This is a genomic window from Actinomycetota bacterium (assembly GCA_035536535.1).
Taxonomy (GTDB): Bacteria; Actinomycetota; JAICYB01; order JAICYB01; family JAICYB01; genus DATLNZ01.
In genome coordinates this window covers 1-18,115 of sequence record DATLNZ010000132.1, presented here as the reverse complement: position 1 = coordinate 18,115, position 18,115 = coordinate 1, and the positions used below count along the sequence as shown (strand labels likewise).

The following is an 18,115-nucleotide window of genomic DNA, read 5'->3' as shown; positions in this document are numbered from 1 at the left end:
TCCGATCACGACCACGCGAGTGGCGCCCGCGGCCGACGCGGCCTTGAACTGCTTGCCCACACCGCCTCCGGACAGCGAGTAGTCCACAGACCGTCCGGACCCCCGCAGCCGGGAGACCAGGGACAGCACGGCCTCCCGCTGGTCCTCGGACACCGCCACCACGAAGAAGTCCATGGTCCTGTCCGTTGAGGGGAGCAGCCCCTTGTCGGACAGCAGCTCGCGCAGGACGACGTCCCCCATGCCGAAGCCCAGGGCCGGCAGGTCCACGTCCGTGAGGTGGGCCAGCAGGCGGTCGTAGCGTCCGCCCCCGGCGACGGCGCGAAGCTCGCCGGCGACGTCGAACAGCTCCCACACGATGCCGGTGTAGTACGCGAGGCCGCGCACTATCGACAGGTCGAAACGGAGGAACTCGTCCATCCCCATGGCGCGCAGCCGGGCGAACAGGTCCTCGACCGCCTGCAGCTCGGCCCCCGCCTCGTCGGTGCGGACGGCGGCACGCGCGCCCTCCAGGTCCGGCTGGGCGAACGGCTCCAGGACCGCGTCCACCACCTTGGGATCCAGCTGCGCGTCGGAGCGCAGGCGGTCCGCGACTTTGCCGGCTCCCTCCCGTTCCAGCTTGTCGATGAGGTTGTAGACCAGCGGCAGGCGTTCGTCGTCCACGCCGGCCCCCGTCAGCAGCGCCGCCAGCAGCCCGCGGCTCGACACGCGGGCGATCACGTCCCGGGGGCCGAGTCCAAAGGAGCGCACGACGTCCAGGGCCGCCGCCAGGAGCTCGGCGTCGGCGCCGATGCCCGGCTCCCCGATGATGTCCATGTTCAGCTGGAAGTGCTCCCGCAGGCGTCCGCGCTGCGCCCGTTCGTAGCGGAATAGCTGGGGGACCGAGAACCACTTGATCGGCTTGCGCAGCCCCCCGGCGCGGGCGCCGGCCATGCGCGCGAGCGTCGGCGTCATCTCCGCGCGCAGGGCGACCTGGCGGTCGCCCTTGTCCGTGAAGGCGTACAGCTGCTGGACGATCTCGGGTCCGGACTTCGCCACGAACAGGTCCAGGCTCTCCAGCGGCGGTCCGTCCACCTCCTCGAAGCCGTACCTGCGCGCGACGTCTCGCCACACCGCGAAGATGTGGTTGCGGACGGCCATGTCGTCCGGGTAGAAGTCGCGGAAGCCAGGCAGGGCGCTGAACGGCATCGCGTCACGATATCCTCAGCGACCGGTCCGCCACGCGGCGGTCGCGAAAGCAGGAGGGGACGTTGCTCAAGACCCACGGCTGCGGCGAGCTTCGCCGTGACCACGATGCGACGACTGTGGAGCTCGCGGGCTGGGTGGCCGCCCACCGCGACCACGGCGGCGTGCTGTTCCTGGACGTCCGTGACTCGTCCGGCGTGGTTCAGGTCGTCTGCGGCGACATGCCCGAGGCGCACCGGCTGCGCGACGAGTGGTGCGTCCGGGTGACGGGACAGGTCCGGCCGCGTCCGTCAGGGACGCAGAACCCCAACCTGCCGACGGGCGAGGTGGAGGTCGCGGCGGCGACGCTGGAGGTCCTGGCCCCCGCACCGGCCCTTCCGTTCAAGGTCGAGGACGACGTGGCGGCCGAGGAGTCCACGCGGCTCAAGTACCGGTACCTGGACCTGCGCCGTCCGAAGATGCTGCACGCGCTGCGGACCCGCGCCCTCGCCATCACCACCATGCGGCGCTACCTGGACTCCCTGGGGTTTTTGGAGATCGAGACGCCGCTGCTGGGCAAGTCCAGCCCCGAGGGGGCGCGCGACTTTCTGGTCCCCAGCCGGCTTCAGCGTGGCAGCTTCTACGCGCTGCTGCAGTCGCCGCAGATCCTCAAGCAGACGCTGATGGTGTCGGGGATCGAGCGGTACTACCAGGTCGCGCGCTGCCTTCGCGACGAGGACCTGCGCGGCAACCGCCAGCCCGAGCACACGCAGCTGGACCTGGAGATGTCCTTCGTAGAGCGCGACGACGTCCTGACGGTCATCGAGGGAATGATGCAGGCGGTGTGGCGCGAGTGCCTGGGACACGAGCTGACCGCCCCGTTCCCGCGCCTGCCCTTTGACGAGTCGATGGACCGCTTCGGCAACGACAAGCCCGACTTCCGCGTCGGACCGGAGGTCGTGGAGCTCACGCACCTTTTCACGGGAACCGGATTCAACGCGTTCGCCAGCGCCAAGTCCATCCGGGGCTTGAGGGTGCCGGGCGCCGGAGGGGCGTCCCGAAAGGAGATGGAGGCGCTGATCGACCGGGCCAAGCAGTTGGGGGCCGCCGGGCTGGTGTGGATGGTGCGCGAGGAGGCCGAGCTGCGTTCACCGGTCGCCAAGTTCCTGTCCGAGCAGGAGCTGGACGGCATCAGCAAAACCCTGGAGCTGCAGACCGGGGACCTCGCCCTGATGGTGGCCGACGAGCCGCTGACGGCGTCGAAGGTGCTCGGCTCCCTGCGGCTCGAGATGGCCCAGGCCGCCGGGCACGTCCGCAACGCCTCCGACCCGCCGGACTGGAACTTCGTGTGGATCGTGGACTACCCGCTGTTCGAGTACAACGACGACGAAAAGCGCTGGGACCCGGCCCACAACGCCTTCTCCAATCCCTCTCCGGACACCGCGCACCTGATCGAAAGCGACCCCGGTGCGTGCCGGTCCCAGCAGTACGACCTGGTCCTCACCGGTGAGGAGATGCTGTCCGGGTCGATCCGGATCAACCGCCCGGAGGTCCAGGCTCAGATCTTCCGGCGCATGGGACTGTCCGACGAGCAGGCCCGTGAGAGGTTCGGGTTCTTCCTGGACGCTCTCGCCTACGGAGCCCCGCCTCACGGGGGGGTCGGGATCGGGATCGACCGCATCGCGATGACGCTCACCGGTGGGACGTCCATCCGTGACGTCATCGCGTTCCCGAAGACGCAGTCGGGCACCGACCTGATGTCCGGCGCGCCGTCGCCCGTGGAGCAGGTACAGCTGCGGGAGCTCGGGATCCGACTCGTGGAGGACAAGAAGTGAACCCGCGCAGCAAGCTCGTGATCGGCGGCGCCGTCGCCCTGTGGGTACTGACGATGTTCGCGATGGGCGTGGCCGGCCTCGTTGCGCTGGCGAGCTTCGGCGGGGGAGGTCCGGACGCCCCGGACTGGAGCGAGCGCAAGATCCAAGGCGACGGCACCGAAAAGGTCGCCGTGATCCGGGTGTCGGGTGTGATCACCGGCGGCGAGTCGTCCGGCGGCGGTCTTGCGTCCGGGTCGTCTGCCGGATCCGACGACATCATCAGCCAACTGCGCCAGGCCACCGACGATGACGACGTCGCTGCGGTCATCCTGCGTCTGGAAACGCCCGGCGGAGAGGTCGTGGCCTCCGATGACATCTACAAGCAGATCGTGAGGACGGCCGGTGAGAAGCCGGTCATCGGGCTGATGGGGGCCATGGCCACGTCCGGCGGCTACTACCTTGCCGCCGCCACCAACACGATCCTGGCCAACCCGGCCACGATCACCGGCTCGATCGGCGTGATCATGACGCTGCCGAACTTCGAGGGGACGGCGGAGAAGCTGGGGGTCAAGCAGACGACGATCAAGTCGGGCGCCATGAAGGACGCCGGGTCTCCGTTCAAGGACCTGGCTCCCGAGGAGCAGGCCCTGTTCCAGAAGCTGATCGACGAGTCCTACGAGCAGTTCGTGACGGCGGTGGACGCCGGCCGCGACAACCTGTCGGCCGAGCAGGTCCGGACGCTGGCCGACGGCAGGGTCTACTCGGGCAAGCAGGCCAAGGACAACGGGCTCATCGACGACTTCGCCGACCTGCGAGGCGCCTACCGGATCGCGCTCAGGCGGGCGAAGCTGGAGCCCGACGAGGCGACGCTCGTGGAGTACCGCGCCACTGCCGGACTGGGGGACCTGTTCTCGCCTTTCGGGAAGTCCCCGGTCGAGGAGGCCAAGCGGGAGCTGGGCGTGGTCGGATTCGGCCTGAAGTACATGTACGTCCCCTAGGCACGGGACCGCCGACCAGCCGTCGTGGGAACTACAGCTAGTCCCGGGACTCCGGCTGGTTTGAGCCCGCCTTGGTCGCCCGCTCCCTCTCGGGCCCCCCATGCCAGTCCAGGCAGAATACGGTGGCGTCATCCTTGAGCGGACCCACCGTGGACTCGACGACGGTGCGGACAAGATGCTGTACCGCTTCTCGGGGATGAAGGTCGGCGCCTTGCAAGAGCAGGGCATCGATGTCCACGGGGGCGGCGTTGCGTTCCAGCATCCCGTCGCTCAAGAAGATCAACCGGTCCCCGGGGGTGAGCGGGAACTCCTGGACCCGATACTCCTGCTCGACGCTGATCCCGAACGGAGGGTCGACTTCGAGCTCGACGGTCTGGACTTGTCCGTTACGCAGCCTCATCGGTGGAGGGTGGCCGGCGTTGACGATGATCGCTGTCTCGCGCCTGAGATCGATGCGGACCACCTGTCCGGTGACGAACTCTTCCCGGCTCAGGTGTGGACAGAGGAGCTCGTTGGCTACGCGGACCTGGTCGCCGAGGGTTCCTCCGCCACGGCGCGCGTTTCTCAAGGCGCTGACGAGCACGGTCGCCAGCACGGCCGCTTGGACCTCGTGACCCATCGCGTCGGTCATCGATAGGTGGAGGACATCCCGTTCCATCGAGAAGTCGAAGGTGTCGCCGGCGATCTCGCCAGCCGGTTCGAGCCAGGCGGCGAGGGTGAACTGCCCGGCCTCGCAGACGTAGGTCCCTGGAAGCAGACTGTGTTGGATCTCCGCGGCCAGAGACAGCTTGACTGAGCGCCGGCCCCACTCGAACAGGTCGGTGAAGCGGCGGTTGGCGATGACAACATAGGCCAAGGTGTGGGCCGCCTGCGAGACAGCGGCCAGGACCGTGTCGTCCGGAGCATCGGGGACGACGAGCTCCAGTATGCCGATAGCCTCGCCGCGGTTGGTCACTGGAGCGAACAGCCGCGTCATGTCGCCCTTTTCGACGATCACAGTCTGGGATTGAAGCGCCTGCTCGTGTGGGCTTCCCGCAAGCATCACCCGCTCGGCCGTCTCGCGTCCGTCGCCCGCGGCGCGTCCATCGCCCGCGGAGCGGCGGCTGGTGTGGCCGAGGCGCATGAGAGCGGCACCACCCGAGAAGTCGGCGATCAGGAACGAGACCTCGGTCGCACCCAGGGCGTGCAAGAGGTGCTCGGCGAAGGCGTCGACGGCGTCGACGGGAGCCGCGTCCTCAGCCGCCGCTAGCAAGACCCCGAGGTCTAAATGCACTGGCTCGTCATAACCCAGTCTTATGCCCTTTGTCTACCGGTACACACGAAGAGACAACAGCACAGGCCACGCCCGAAGGAAAGCCGAGGCGCGCCCTGATCTTCACAAAACCGGACGCCACGCTACGAGGTGGCATCGCCGGCCCGGCTCATTTCCGATCATGCGTCGGTGTCGCCAGAGCTCTCACGGAGGCCGCGTCGCCAGCGACGCCGCTGGCGCCAGAGCGTGCGCAGGTCTCGGGCACCTCGGTCCAACAGAGGGGAGGCGAGGAACTCAATCCGGTACGGGCTCTCGCACGCTCACGCATGTGTCTATGGGTGCGCAACACGAGCTCAGTGTCCTCGCCGACGCTTTGATTCGAGGAGCCGCAGACAGACTCCACGAGTAAGTCTGGTCGACGCGGTCACGGAAAAACCGTCGCCGTTGCCGCTCTTGTGTTCACCACAGCTGGTGATGCTCCCGACGACCCTGCGCCAGTAGTGATGTAGAAGACGTCGACGCCGGGGCTGATGTCGTTGGCGAAGAAAGTGACCGCGTGCCGTTGCAGGCAGCGGCCCCTCCCGATGCGGTCCTTCAGCCGACGTGCAGCGGGAGCCCGGCGACGTACGCCGCCAGGATGACCTCCGAAGACAACGCCTGATCCGTGATGAGGACATCGTCGATCTGCCCATTGAAGGGACGCGGCTTGAAGGAATCCTCACGGCCGATCAGAGTGCGCTTGGCCGAAAGGAAAACGCCGGCCGGGCGAGTGTCAGTCGCGGCTGCCACGCCGTTGACGAAGAGACGCTGGACGCCTGATGTCGCGTCGTAGGTCAGTGCGACGTGCGCCCATACATTTGGACGGATGCCGTCGGCCGTGAAAGGCCGGGTTACAGCGGACGTACCGTCGCCGATCGCGCCGAAGACCTTATAAGTGCCTTCGATGTTCCCCAACCACAACCCATAGGAATCCGTCGAGGGGGACTGTCCCCATTTCGTAACTATGGCCGCCTGCTGCAGGTATGCGGGAGGCGTCGACCTCTGCAACGGACGCGTCCGCACCCAGGCCGCGACGGTGAGGCTGCCTCGAGATGGCGTGAAGGCGGTATTTCCCAGATCGACGAAAGCCGTGGACCCATTGAGGTCGAACGCCTGGATTGGTGCCGGTCCGGCGAACGTGGCCTCACCACTAAGCGTCCCGTGCGTTCCTCCGATTGAGTCACACCCGTCGCCCGAGGCCAGGTAGAGGTGGACGGTTGCTAGTGTCGCTGCCTGGCAGCCGGAAGGGAGGGCCGCGGCACTGCCGGGAGCTCCCGCCGAGTACAAGACCGCGATAACGAGCCCCACCGCGATTCTGTGCATACCGATCCCCTTACGGCGCTACTGTCCGAGCGACGGCAGGTGGAAGACGTCGAAGCCCCGGCGGATGTCGTTCGCGAACACGTAGCCGGGATGCCGCTCCTGCCACATCTTTGCCGCCCAGGTGTTGGCGTTCGGCTGCTTGTTCGAGCCGAGGGTCCTCACTCCCAGGTTCGTGACGCTTCCGGCACCGGCGGCGCTGAGGCCGGCGAGGGACGAGATGTCGAAGACGTGGACGCCGGCGTTGTACCAGGCGGCCGCCATCGTCTTCCCGTCGGGGTTGATCCTGAAGACGTGGGCCGTGCAACTGGTCCCCTCGTACCCGACGTTGTCGAGCCAGAAGACTCCGACCTTGACCGGCGCGATCTCGTGCGAGATGTCGTAGACGTGGATGCCCCCGCCCGGGCACGCAGGCGAGAAGAGGCCGCCGCCGACCTCGTCGGAAATCAGCAGGTGCCGGCCGTCCGGCGTCGGGTCGGCCTGGTGCGAGATCTGGATCTCCGGGTGAACGATCATCTGCACGAGTGAGGGGTTGTGCGCATCGGTCGTGTCGATGATGTCGGTGTGGTTGACTGAGGCCGCGTAGGCGCGAGTGCCCGAGGCGTTGAAGGTGATGTCGTGAGGCGACAACCCTGGGCCGTACTGCCAGCTCTTCACTTTGGTGGGGGAGCTGGCGTCGGAGACGTCCCAGATGTCGATGGACGCTCGAAGACCTACGGAGTCGGTGCCGGGGGTGGTTCCCGTGACCGGGTTCTCGAGATCTGCGCTGGACACGTACAGCAACGGACGCCTGGGGTGAAGCGTGATGTTGTGCGCGCCCCAGGAAGCGGTGGCCGTGGCCAGGACCCTCGGGCGCAGCGGGTCCGAGATGTCGGCGGTCGCGAAGCCCCCCCGGCCCATCGGCCGGCTGAGGCCGTCGACCACGCACGACCCCACCCCACCGTCGTCGGCCGCCATAACCAGGGTCGTACCTTGAATCTGCAGGTCGTTTTGGTACAGGGAGCAGGGGATCTCAGCCACAGGCTCCGGCCGGCTCGGATTGGTGATGTCCACCACGACCACGGGCTTGAGGAGCCGACCGAGGAAGGCGTAGTCGCGTCCCTCGATGGTCGTGAACTCGATGTCGCTCCCGCCTCCGCGAGCGAGCGTCATCTCGCCGTCGTAACGGACGTTGGCCACGTGCTCGAGACCGGACGCCTGCAGTGCGGATGTCCCCGGAGCGGGCTGGTCCAGCACCGGAGGCCGACGGCCTGCTGCTGTGGCGCTCGCGGCAAGCGCTATCGCCAGGCAGGCGACGATGCTGATGACGCTTCTGCGGTACACGCGATTCCCTGTCCTTCGTAACCTACTGCCCGAGCGAGGGCAGGTAGAAGACGTCGAACCCCCGGCTGATGTCGTTGGCGAACACGTAGCCCGGGTGCCGCTCCTGCCACATCTTCGCGGCCCACGTGCTGGCCAGCGGCTGCTTGTTCGACCCCAGAGGGCGCACGCCCAGGTTGGTCATGGCTCCCACGCCCGCCGCGTTGACCTGCAGAAGCGACGAGATGTCCAGCACATGCACGCCGGCGCCGTACCAGCCGACGGCCATCGTTTTTCCGTCGGGGTTGATTCGGAAGACGTGAGCCGTGCAGCTGCCTCCCTTGGGGCCGAGGTCGTCGGGCCAGAAGACCCCCATCTTCACCGGTGCCACCTCGTTGGAGATGTCGTAGACGTGGATTCCGCCGCCGGGACACACCGGCGAGATCCTGCCCCCGCCGACCTCGTCGGAGACCAGCAGACGCTTTCCGTCCGGAGTCGGGTCTGCCTGGTGGGAGATATGGATCTCAGGGTGGACGATCGCCTGCACCAGTACCGGGTTGACGGGATCGGTCGTGTCGATGATGTCGGTGTGGTCGATCGAGGCGGCGTAGGCACGCGTGCCCGAGGCGTTGAACGTGATGTCGTGGGGTGAGCTGCCGGGGGCGTACACCCACTCCTTCACCCGAGCCGGGGCGGCAGGGGTTGAGAGGTCCCAGATCTCGATGGAGGCACTCAGCGGAACCTCCGTAGGCGGGATGTACAAGGTTTCGGGGAACGCCAGGTCGGAGTTCGACACGTACAGCAGGGGACGGGTCGGGTGCAGCGTGTGGTTGTGGTTCCCCCATTTGACGGGGACGGTCGCCAGGACGCGGGGGTTGAGAGGGTCGGAGATGTCAGCGGTGGCGAAGCCGCCCTTCAGCAGGTGCGAGTTGCGGCCGTTCAGCTGACACGTGTTCTGCCCGTAGTCGTCGGCCGCCATTACAAGAGTCGTTCCCCGGATCTGCAGGTCGTTCTGGTACAGCGAGCAGGGGACCTCGGCCACTCGCCGTGGCTCCCGGGGGTCGGTGATGTCCACCACCACCACGGGCTTCAGGATCCGGCCCAGGAACGCGTAGTCGCGGCCTCCGATGGTGGCGAACTCGATGTCGCTGCCGCCTCCCAGGTCTGCCGTGGTAAAGCCGCCGTAGGGGATGTTCGCGACGTGCTCGAGTCCGGACGCCTCCAGAGCAGCCGTCCCGGGGGCCGGCCGGTCCATCACCGGGGCCGTCCGCCGGCCCGCTGCCGTGGCGCTCGCGGCGCAGGCGATGGCAAGGCACGCAACCACGCTGATGATGCCTCTGCGGTACAAGGTGGCCTTTCCGGTCGTCCGACGTCGCAAGGGTTCTCGGTGGAGGGCCCTTTCCCTCCTTTGAGCGGGGCTTTCGGGCACCGGCCCCGGCCGGTGGTATTAGTGAGCGCAGTGAACGACGACCGGGCCCCCACGCTGTTCGACCCCGAGGCGCCCCTGGCCGTCCGGATGCGGCCCAGGACGCTTGAGGAGCTGGCAGGTCAGCAGCATGTCGTAGGGGAGGGGACCATGCTGCGGGCCCTGATCGACCGCGACGAACTGCGGTCGGCGATCCTGTGGGGCCCTCCCGGCACCGGCAAGACGACGATCGCCCACATCGTGGCCGCTCGGACGTCGGCACCCGTCGAGAAGCTTTCAGCGGTTTCGTCCGGCGTGGCCGACGTGCGCAAGGTGATAGAGAAGGCGCGCATGCAGGGCCGGACGGTGCTTTTCATAGACGAGATCCACCGGTTCAACCGGTCGCAGCAGGACGCGCTCCTGGGAGCGGTCGAGGACGGCGTGATCGTCCTCATCGGGGCGACGACCGAGAACCCGTTCTTCGAGGTGAACTCGCCGCTGGTCTCACGCTCGCTTCTGTTCCGTCTGGAGCCACTGACCTCCGACGACATCAGGTCGATCCTGCGCCGGGCGATGGCCGAGCCGGAAAGGGGCCTGAAGGACGTCGAGGCGGACGACGAGGCCATCAAATGGGTCGCCACGACCTGCGGTGGGGATGCCCGGGTCGCGTTGAACGCTCTGGAGGCGGGGGCCGAGAAGTCCCTGGCCCGTGGCGACGGCCGCATAGTTCTGGACGACGCCAAGGCGGCCATGGAGAAACGGGTTGTCCGCTATGACAAAAAGGGCGACCGCCACTACGACGTCATCTCTGCCTTCATCAAGTCGATGCGCGGGTCGGACCCCGATGCCGCCCTGTGGTACCTCGCGGAGATGCTGGAGGCCGGGGAGGACGCCAGGTTCATCGCCAGGCGGATGATCATCTTGGCCTCCGAGGACATCGGCCTGGCCGACCCCCAGGCCCTGGTGGTTGCGGTTGCCGCGGCCCACGCGCTCGAGCACGTCGGGCTTCCGGAGGCCCAGCTGAACCTCGCGCAGGGGGTCATTTATCTCTCGCTGGCACCGAAGTCCAACGCCGTGACGCGTGCCATCGGGGCGGCCCGGGCTCACGTCCGGGAGGTGGCGGCGGAGGTCCCCGCCCACCTGCGAGACGCGAGCTACCCGGGGGCCCGCCGCCTGGGCCACGGCAAGGGCTACAAGTACCCGCACGACTATCCCGGGGGCGAGGTCGAGCAGGAGTATCGACCGGCGGAAACCGGGGGTCGGCGATACTACGAGCCCGGCGACTGACGGCCCGGGCTGTGTTCGGGCGGCGGGAGCCGCCAGAGCGTTCCAGAAGCTCAGAAAGGAGCGATAGACATGTTCAAGCGCATCAGATGGATGTCGATCGGTGCCATCCTCGGCGTCTGGGCCTACCTCTGGACGCGGGAGCGCGCGAGGTCGCTGCGTCCCCAGCCGGCGGTGATCGCGAAGCAGGGTTCGTCCAAGGCATACGAGAAGGGGCTGGAGCTCGGTCAGCGCCTCCGCACAGCTTTGAAGGAGAGCCGGACGGCGATGCAGGAACGGGAGCGCGAGCTGCGCTCGACTCTCGCGAGCAACGGCCAAAGCGACTGAGGCGAGCCGCCCGGGCAGGAAAAGCGGGTGGGGCGGGGAATCTACATCCACCACCCCATAAACAGGAAGGGCGATCGGATGCGCTTGCGCCTGCCACGCATGCTCTTCGCGTTGGTGCTGTTTCTGGGATTCGCGCCTGCTCCGGCGGGGGCCTCACACGAAAGCAGGTCCTTTGAGCAGCCCCTCTGGTTTCAGTGGGAAAAGGCGGCCCTCGACGTCCTGATCGTCCCGCCCAACCACGGGCAGATCTACAACGCGCGCAACGGGGTGCTGAACCGCCTCGACCCCGGCGAGCTCAACCCGCTGACGACCTCCTACCTGGCCGCGATCGAGAACTCGGTCGCCGACTTCCACACCGCGGTGAACCTGTACGGCTCGCAGACGCTTCGAAATGGCCTCAAGACCAACGTCTACGTCCTGGGCCGAGACAACGTTCCGCAGGCCGCGCTCACTTCCCCGGAGGTCGTGATCGTCACTGACGAGAACAAGGGCTCGGTTCTTGGCGTGGCTGTGTCGAGCAGGCCGTGCATCGTGAACAACTCCAAGTTGTTCGTGACGAGCTTCAGCTACGAGGACATGTTCAACGTCAACGCGCAGGAGTACGGGCACTGCCTCGGCCTCGAGCACGTCCCGGGTCATGTGGACGGCCCCGACGGCGACAAGCACGACCCGATGAACGGGTCCTACCCTCACTCGCCCGGAGCCGACGGCACCGATCTGCACTGCGTGAGCAACCTCAACGTCCTGGGCCTCGAGGAGGTCTTCCGCAGGCCGCTCACGGGGGCCCGGGGCGCTAACGTGGTGAAGATGCCGATCTCACAGTACGTGCGTCGCTCGTCCTGCTGACGTCGCGCGCGGGCCGGCCTCTTGGCTTCGGGCGTCTAGCTCAATGGCAGAGCGCGTCCCTTACACGGACGATGTCGAGGTTCAATTCCTCGGACGCCCACCAGAGTTGTCTTACTCAAACCTGCGTTTCTCTTCGAGAGCAGGACGTCGATGGGCTCGCGGTACTTCACGACCGTGATCCTCCGGTCCTGGACGTAGAGGCCCTCGAATTAGGGAGCGTGATGATGCTCGAGCCGTCCTGTTCAGCGGCGTTCGAGGGCTAGCGTGGACCCGTGAACCGCCAGATCGTGATCCTCAACGGCGCCTCACGGTCGGGCAAGTCCACCATCGCCGAAGCCATCCAGGCGACCTTCCCCGGCATCTGGATGAACCTCGGCATGGACGCCCACATCGCCTGCACGCCACCGCGGTACCGCCCCGGCGTCGGCCTCCGCCCGGGTGGGACGTATCCGCCGGTCGAGGGCCGGGTCCCGCCCGCCGAGCTTGAGAATTCCGTCCCGTTGATGTTCGCGGCCCTCTACGAGTCGATCGCGGCCCACGCCCGCCTCGGCCTCAACGTCGTCGCCGACGTCGGCCACCACGAGACGTACACCCGGCCGCGCGGGATCCTCACCGATTGCGCTCGACGGCTGGCAGACCTGCCCGTGCTGTTCGTCGGCGTCCGCTGCCCGCTGGACGTCATCTGGGCACGACGGGAGGCCACCTGGGGTCAGACGCCGCAGAGCGTCACCGCGGACGTAGTAGCGGCCGTCGAGGCCGGCCAAGAGACCGTCCACGCTCAGCGGGCCTACGACCTCGAGGTCGACACGTCCAGCTCGTCGCCCGCTGAGATCGCCTCCGCCATCCGGCGGCGGCTGGAGGAAGGGCCGCCAGGGTCGGCGTTCGAGCAGATCGCGGCGAGGCCGTGAGCCCGAAACCCAGGTCAGCGGCGTGAGCACGCGCCATCCGCCCGGCGGGACCACCTCGAGCTTGATGCGATCGGGGTCCTCACAGTAGAGAGGTTGCGAGCAGAGTCGGGAGCCATCGCTACGGGTTTCTAGCTCAATTGCGAGCGCGTCCGTCGCAAATGGATGTGGAGGTTCGATTCTCCGGACGAGTCGGAACCGACTCATACGATTTGCAGAATGCCTGTCATTCCCGCCTGGTAGTGAGGTATCTCAAGAGGCTCGCAGTAGTACCGGATCTTAGTTCCAGGCGTTGCCGTGGTCGGGACGGTCCACGAGAAGGTGTCTTGAGGATTCGCTCGCGCCCGCATGAGCGGCGACGTGACGCTTCCGTCCTCGAAGATGACGTTGTGACCTGGGCAGAGGATGGGGGAAGGGCCTCCGCCGGGGCCGTCGTTGAAGTCGCATAGGGGATCGTCGTAGGTCCATACGATCCTGTCCCCCGGACGCACGTCTACGATTCCGCGTGGGTTGTCCGCGGGCGGTGGAAGCGTCGGTCCGGGAGGCTCGGTCTTTACGTAGGCGAACTGGTCGGGCGTGCAGACGTCTTCCCGGCAGTAGCGGAAAAACGACATCGTGATTTCGACCTCCTCTGAGGCCCGCGCGGGCGAGAAAGGAGTGACGAAGAGGAGCACAAGAGCGAGCGCGATGGGCTTTCGCGCGGGTCGTGAGGAGGATCTAAACAAGGAGAACCTCACTTTCTGGCTGTGGATCCACACCTGGCGAATCAAGTTCGCCACCTCCAGTCGGCTCTGGAACTGTTTCGACCCAGAGCCGGTGATTCCTTCATTTGGTCGGAAACGAGTAGCGTCCCGGCCGCGGCACTAGCCCCCGGGTTCCTTGGGGAAAGGAAGGGGGCATCTAGTTTCGCCTCGGAGGAGGTGAACACAAGATGCCCCGATTCGAGAACACGGACGATGTCGAGGTTCAATTCCTTGGACGCTCAGGCATCGCCAGGCGCGACCACCTCCAGCTTGATGCGATCGGGATCCTCACAGTAGAGAGCGTAGTAACGGGGCGCTGTCGCGTACGGATAACGGTCGTCGTACAGCAGCGTGTACCCCGCCTGCTTGACCCAGTCCCTGATGTCGTCGACCTGTTGACGGGACGTCGCTTTGAAGGCGAGGTGATTCAGGCCCACGCGCTTCCTGTGGTAACCGGCGGGAGAGTAGGTCTTGGACGCCTCAACGAGGCACAAGTACGGAGCAGACTCGCCGCTGACGTAGTTCATTCCTCCCGGCCACGGATCGGCTTCGTAGCCAAGCCTGGCCATGAATGGGGTCCAGAACTCGATGGCGCGCTTCAGGTCACTGACGTAGAGCTCGATGTGATGAAGCATTCCGGCTCTCCGGGTCCATGCGGCGGTAGGTGGTGACCAAACGACTAGGCACCCGATCGCCACCGGTCGCTCGATGAGGCGTTCAGGACGCTCCACAGGTTACGCGGCCGCCGTCCGTCTGCGATTGGGCAGACCGGCGGCGGTAGGACGACGGCGGGGAGGTCGTCGGATCAGGGGCCGTACGAGACGACGGCGCTGATCTGCGACAACGGGATATAGCGCGACTGCAGATCAGGCGGACAGGGGCCGCGCAGGTCGGTTGCCGCGTCCCAGTACCAGGCACGGACCTCCACCGTTCCCGCCGGCACGGCAGCAGACATGTCCCCGCACCAGGGTCCCGAGGCCAGCAGTTCGCCGGAAGCGCTTCGCATCTCTACGTTGATGATGTACGAGGTGGCGTCCGGCGAACCGACTCCGGGGCGAGCCTTGACCGCCACGCGCGACGCACCGGGCCCGACGGAGAAGCAGGCACCGTTGAAGGCGGGCAAGCCGGGGGCCGGGGCGCAGGCGAACGCATCGCGTCCGCCGCCCGTGTAGACGACGGTCTGCGTCTGGCAGGTCGAGCCGGCGGGGCAGTCATCGGCCACGGCGGGAGTTGGCACGCAGGCGAGCAGCGCCGCGAGGGTGAGGCCCAGCGTGATGCGTTTCACGTCCCGATGTTCGACGCGCGACGGCGGATCTCCTGCGCCCTGCCCCGCCTCGACTGGAGGGCAGCCCTGACGCAGCGATCGTCTGGCGCGGGGTTAGGCTCGCCAGAGCAACCGGGGCCCGTCGAACGCGGCGAATCCGGATCCGGACGCCACGACAACCTCGTGGCCGCTGTCGCCGTCGAGTTGCCCGGCGTAGATGTCGCCTTGCTCACCCGGAAGCTCAGCTACGGGGGCCAGGTCGAGGCCGCTGCGGATCTTGGCCGCCGTGCCGCTGGTCCTGTCCCCGGAGATCACGTCACCGGCGCCGTCGCCGTTCGCATCTCCCGCCCGGGCCGGAGACCACGCCGCTCTCGGCAGCTCCAACCGCCGGAACGGAGCGGTCTCTTCGGACGTGGCCCACAGCTCAGTGCCGTCCGTGCCCGACAGAGCGGCAAACTCCTTCAGATAGTCGATGCCGGTCCACGTGTACCGGACTGCGATGGCGTCCATCACGCGGTCACCGCCCAGGTCATGGTCGGCCAGGCCTTCGATCCGTTCGTCGACCTCACTGCGTTGCCAGATCGAGCTGCCGTCCCCGCGGATCACCTCGACGGATGACGTGGAAGGCCACTCCCGCCCGTCCTTCTCGAGATACCGGACGTCAGCGCCGGAGCGTCCGTCCGCATCGCCGATGAGCGCGTATCTCCGCTGCACGGAGAACTCCGGCGCGGTCCACTCGTGCAATAGCGCGCCGTTGCGTCCGTCGTACCACACGGCTGTCTGCGGACCATATCTGACGATGTCTCCGGGGGGGGCCGGCAGCCAGCCATCGAGGGCGACATCGCACAAGCCGTCGCCGGACAGGTCCGCGAGCGAAACCGTCAGGCCGGCTCCGGCGGCGGCGACCGTCCAGAACGGCCGACTGCCCGTTGCGGGCCACGCGGTCAGCCGCGGGCCGGTAGGCGACTCGCCGTAGCTGATCACGTCGCCGAGGCCATCGCCGTCCAGATCCGGCGACGGAAATATGCGCGGTTGTCCGGCTGCCCTCTGATCGGGGTGGACCGACTCGTTTCGGCGGTTGTCGGGCGGTGCTGTGACGACGCCGACGACCGACCCGCTCGTACCGTCGAGGGTGATTCCGTGCCGCGTCGACAACGGGCGGTCATACGGCAGCGAGCCGTCGGTTTCAGTGTGGGTGGTGATGAGGACGTCGTCGAGACCGTCGCCGTTTGCATCGGGCATGGGAGCTGCCGCAATCACGACGTTGGAGCTGGTGTTCCGCGATTCCTGTGCCAGGATCCAGCCGTCGACGTGGATCTTCGATTTGAGCACGGCACTGGGGACGTCCCAGAGCACGCTGCCGTCGCCGCCGCGCAGAAGTCGCAGCCTGCGGATCTCGAACTGCTGACCGTCGGGCAACGGCCGGCTGTCCACCTCGAGGACGACACTGCCCAGGCCGGTGAGATGGAAGGGCACGAACCGGCCGTAGTCGAGGTGGGCGCTCCACATGGTGGCGCCATTCCCGCCGTTTATGGCCCTCAGATTTAGATCCATGAGGTGGTTGGGATCCCAATTGGGCGAGGACTGCATGACGAGGACGTCGTCGCGCCCGTCCGCGTCAAGGTCGTCGACCGAAAGGAGTTCAGGCGCAGGATGAGCCGCGCTGGTCGGAGCCGCGATGCTCGCTGTCATCACGCACGACAGGGCCGCCGCAGCGACCCACTTGGTCCATACAGGGCTCATCGGTACCTCCCAATGCCAGGCTCGGGATTCCTTCGCCGCCCAGCCGACACTTCCTCCCGAACAACGGGCCGCCCACATCGTCGCCGTGCAGCGATCGTCAGGGTAATGATTGAAATACAATACTAGTATTATGCTACAATGGTTTATGCCCCAGTGGAAATTCCTCACCAACCACGCACTAGCCCTTCTGTTCCTGGCCCAGCACGCGGACGCCCGCCTGCGTGACATCGCAGCTGCGCTGGACATCACCGAGCGAACCGCCTTCGGCATCGTCTCGGATCTCACCGAGGGGGGCTACGTGGTGAAGGAGAAGGACGGACGCCGCAACCGGTACCACGTTCAGCCCCATGTGCCGCTTCGCGAGTCGATCCTTCGGGAGCGGACGGTGGGCGAGGTGATCGACCTCCTGGGTGGGGTCCAGGCGGGGCGACTCTCAAGCGGCCCCTTCGTTCGTTAGCCTGACGTCGCTGCGTTTCCGGCGTCACGAAAAACGGAGGACCGATGCAGAAGATCACTCCCCACCTGTGGTTTGACACACAGGCCCGCGAGGCCGCGGACTTTTACACCTCGTTGTTCGAGCAATCCGAGGTCGGGCAGGTGACGACGCTGCGTGACACACCTTCGGGCGACGCCGATGTGGTCCCGTTCGTGCTGGCCGGGCAGAGGTTCATGTCGATCAACGCCGGACCGCTGTTCAAGTTCAACCCGTCCATCTCCTTCACGATCTTGTGCGCCTCCACCGACGAGGTGGACCGGCTGTGGAAGGAGCTGTCGGAGGGAGGCTTCGCGATGATGCCCCTGGACTCCTACCCGTGGAGCCAGAGGTACGGCTGGGTCGCAGACCGCTTCGGTCTCTCGTGGCAGCTCATGCACGTGGGCGACCAGCCGTTCACGCAGAAGATCGTTCCGTCGCTCATGTTCGTTGGCGACGTCTGCGGCAAGGCCGAGGAGGCTATGGGCCTCTACACGTCGGTCTTCGGCGGGTCCGTGGACGACCCGATCGTCCGCTTCGGGCCCGACGAGCAGCCCGGAGAGGAAGGAACCGTGAAGTACGCCAGCTTCACGCTGTCCGGCGCGAAGTTCTCTGCGATGGACGGCGGCCGCGTCCACGACTTCGGCTTCAATGAGGCTGTGTCGTTGATGGTCAGCTGCGACACTCAGGAAGAGATCGATTTCTTCTGGGACAGGCTCTCGGCCGTTCCGGAAGCCGAGCAGTGCGGGTGGCTGAAGGACAGGTACGGCGTGTCCTGGCAGGTCGTGCCGGCGGCCATGGACAGAATGATGCAGGAGTCCGACGAAGCCACGCGGGCGCGTGTGACCCAGGCCTTTCTGACCATGAAGAAGTTCGACCTCGCCAAGCTCGAGGAGGCATACGCGGGGGTGTAGCCGTCCCGGTGCAGGACTACTTCAGGGTGGGGGGCGCCGCCGGGGTCCGATCGGCGGGTCCGTCCGCGAGGGCGCGTCCCGCTTCCGCGGGTGTGCCCGACGTGGGAGGAATAGACAGGCCCCCGAGGATCGACTCCATGCCCTGGTCGAAGTCCGTTCCCTGCGGGGCGTACGCGTGCGACCAGATCGGCAGAACGCGTCCGTTTGCCAGGAACGAGGCGGAGATGTAGTCGCCGACCATCCGTCCCTGGGTGGTGTCGGAGATCCAGGCGAGCGGGAACGCCGGCTCGAGAGTCGATGACGTCCAGGTCGCCCCGGCGTCCGCGGAC

At 66.8% G+C, this 18,115-nt stretch carries 18 protein-coding genes and 1 tRNA gene; 9 read left to right on the top strand and 10 right to left on the bottom strand.

Annotated features, from left to right (window positions below; translation table 11 throughout):
- The coding region (gene hisS / locus VNE62_09160; GenBank protein HVE92448.1) for a histidine--tRNA ligase at positions 1 to 1,185 on the bottom strand (1,185 nt) is incomplete at its 3' end.
- 62 nt (positions 1,186 to 1,247) lie between these two features.
- Between hisS and aspS the strand changes: the two genes are divergently transcribed.
- Positions 1,248 to 2,996 carry an aspartate--tRNA ligase gene (gene aspS / locus VNE62_09155; protein ID HVE92447.1) on the top strand — a complete coding sequence of 583 codons (1,749 nt, stop codon included), beginning with the start codon at positions 1,248 to 1,250 and terminating at the stop codon, positions 2,994 to 2,996.
- On the top strand, positions 2,993 to 3,973 hold the full coding sequence (gene sppA / locus VNE62_09150; GenBank protein HVE92446.1) for a signal peptide peptidase SppA: 981 nt from the start codon (positions 2,993 to 2,995) through the stop codon (positions 3,971 to 3,973). The genes aspS and sppA overlap by 4 nt, the downstream gene beginning before the upstream one ends.
- A gap of 37 nt (positions 3,974 to 4,010) precedes the next feature.
- On the opposite strand, the gene VNE62_09145 is transcribed toward sppA, so the two are convergent.
- From VNE62_09145 to VNE62_09130, 4 genes are all read right to left on the bottom strand, one after another.
- Positions 4,011 to 5,225, bottom strand: coding sequence for a PP2C family protein-serine/threonine phosphatase (locus VNE62_09145; protein HVE92445.1), 1,215 nt, complete (start codon positions 5,223 to 5,225; stop codon positions 4,011 to 4,013).
- Positions 5,226 to 5,819: 594 nt separating this feature from the next.
- Positions 5,820 to 6,587: a LamG domain-containing protein gene (locus VNE62_09140; protein ID HVE92444.1), complete on the bottom strand. Its 768-nt coding sequence runs from the start codon at positions 6,585 to 6,587 to the stop codon at positions 5,820 to 5,822.
- A gap of 18 nt (positions 6,588 to 6,605) precedes the next feature.
- Positions 6,606 to 7,907 carry a hypothetical protein gene (locus tag VNE62_09135; protein HVE92443.1) on the bottom strand — a complete coding sequence of 434 codons (1,302 nt, stop codon included), beginning with the start codon at positions 7,905 to 7,907 and terminating at the stop codon, positions 6,606 to 6,608.
- Positions 7,908 to 7,929: 22 nt separating this feature from the next.
- Complete coding sequence (locus VNE62_09130; GenBank protein HVE92442.1) at positions 7,930 to 9,261, bottom strand: hypothetical protein; 1,332 nt, start codon at positions 9,259 to 9,261, stop codon at positions 7,930 to 7,932.
- A 72-nt stretch (positions 9,262 to 9,333) separates the two neighbouring features.
- Between VNE62_09130 and VNE62_09125 the strand changes: the two genes are divergently transcribed.
- The 5 genes from VNE62_09125 to VNE62_09105 all read left to right on the top strand — a co-directional run bounded on the left by VNE62_09125 (position 9,334) and on the right by VNE62_09105 (position 12,653).
- Positions 9,334 to 10,575: a replication-associated recombination protein A gene (locus VNE62_09125; GenBank protein ID HVE92441.1), complete on the top strand. Its 1,242-nt coding sequence runs from the start codon at positions 9,334 to 9,336 to the stop codon at positions 10,573 to 10,575.
- 69 nt (positions 10,576 to 10,644) lie between these two features.
- Positions 10,645 to 10,899: a hypothetical protein gene (locus VNE62_09120; GenBank protein HVE92440.1), complete on the top strand. Its 255-nt coding sequence runs from the start codon at positions 10,645 to 10,647 to the stop codon at positions 10,897 to 10,899.
- A gap of 84 nt (positions 10,900 to 10,983) precedes the next feature.
- Complete coding sequence (locus VNE62_09115) at positions 10,984 to 11,745, top strand: hypothetical protein (protein HVE92439.1); 762 nt, start codon at positions 10,984 to 10,986, stop codon at positions 11,743 to 11,745.
- Between the two features lie 29 nt (positions 11,746 to 11,774).
- A tRNA-Val gene (locus tag VNE62_09110) sits at positions 11,775 to 11,848 on the top strand.
- A gap of 169 nt (positions 11,849 to 12,017) precedes the next feature.
- The gene (locus VNE62_09105; GenBank protein ID HVE92438.1) at positions 12,018 to 12,653 is read left to right on the top strand and encodes a chloramphenicol phosphotransferase; all 636 of its coding nucleotides are present in this window, start codon (positions 12,018 to 12,020) and stop codon (positions 12,651 to 12,653) included.
- Between the two features lie 200 nt (positions 12,654 to 12,853).
- Here VNE62_09105 and VNE62_09100 read toward each other — a convergent pair whose 3' ends face one another.
- The 4 genes from VNE62_09100 to VNE62_09085 all read right to left on the bottom strand — a co-directional run bounded on the left by VNE62_09100 (position 12,854) and on the right by VNE62_09085 (position 16,400).
- Complete coding sequence (locus VNE62_09100) at positions 12,854 to 13,420, bottom strand: hypothetical protein (GenBank protein ID HVE92437.1); 567 nt, start codon at positions 13,418 to 13,420, stop codon at positions 12,854 to 12,856.
- A gap of 212 nt (positions 13,421 to 13,632) precedes the next feature.
- Positions 13,633 to 14,028 (bottom strand): VOC family protein, encoded by a 396-nt coding sequence (locus VNE62_09095; GenBank protein HVE92436.1) that lies wholly within the window; start codon positions 14,026 to 14,028, stop codon positions 13,633 to 13,635.
- A 170-nt stretch (positions 14,029 to 14,198) separates the two neighbouring features.
- Positions 14,199 to 14,678, bottom strand: coding sequence for a hypothetical protein (locus tag VNE62_09090; GenBank protein ID HVE92435.1), 480 nt, complete (start codon positions 14,676 to 14,678; stop codon positions 14,199 to 14,201).
- Between the two features lie 93 nt (positions 14,679 to 14,771).
- Positions 14,772 to 16,400 (bottom strand): hypothetical protein, encoded by a 1,629-nt coding sequence (locus VNE62_09085; protein HVE92434.1) that lies wholly within the window; start codon positions 16,398 to 16,400, stop codon positions 14,772 to 14,774.
- Between the two features lie 145 nt (positions 16,401 to 16,545).
- Between VNE62_09085 and VNE62_09080 the strand changes: the two genes are divergently transcribed.
- Both VNE62_09080 and VNE62_09075 read left to right on the top strand, forming a co-directional pair.
- Positions 16,546 to 16,857 (top strand): MarR family transcriptional regulator, encoded by a 312-nt coding sequence (locus VNE62_09080; protein ID HVE92433.1) that lies wholly within the window; start codon positions 16,546 to 16,548, stop codon positions 16,855 to 16,857.
- 44 nt (positions 16,858 to 16,901) lie between these two features.
- Positions 16,902 to 17,786 (top strand): VOC family protein, encoded by an 885-nt coding sequence (locus VNE62_09075; GenBank protein ID HVE92432.1) that lies wholly within the window; start codon positions 16,902 to 16,904, stop codon positions 17,784 to 17,786.
- Between the two features lie 16 nt (positions 17,787 to 17,802).
- On the opposite strand, the gene VNE62_09070 is transcribed toward VNE62_09075, so the two are convergent.
- Positions 17,803 to 18,115, bottom strand: a 313-nt coding sequence (locus VNE62_09070; protein HVE92431.1) for a hypothetical protein, incomplete at its 5' end; no start/stop codon positions are given.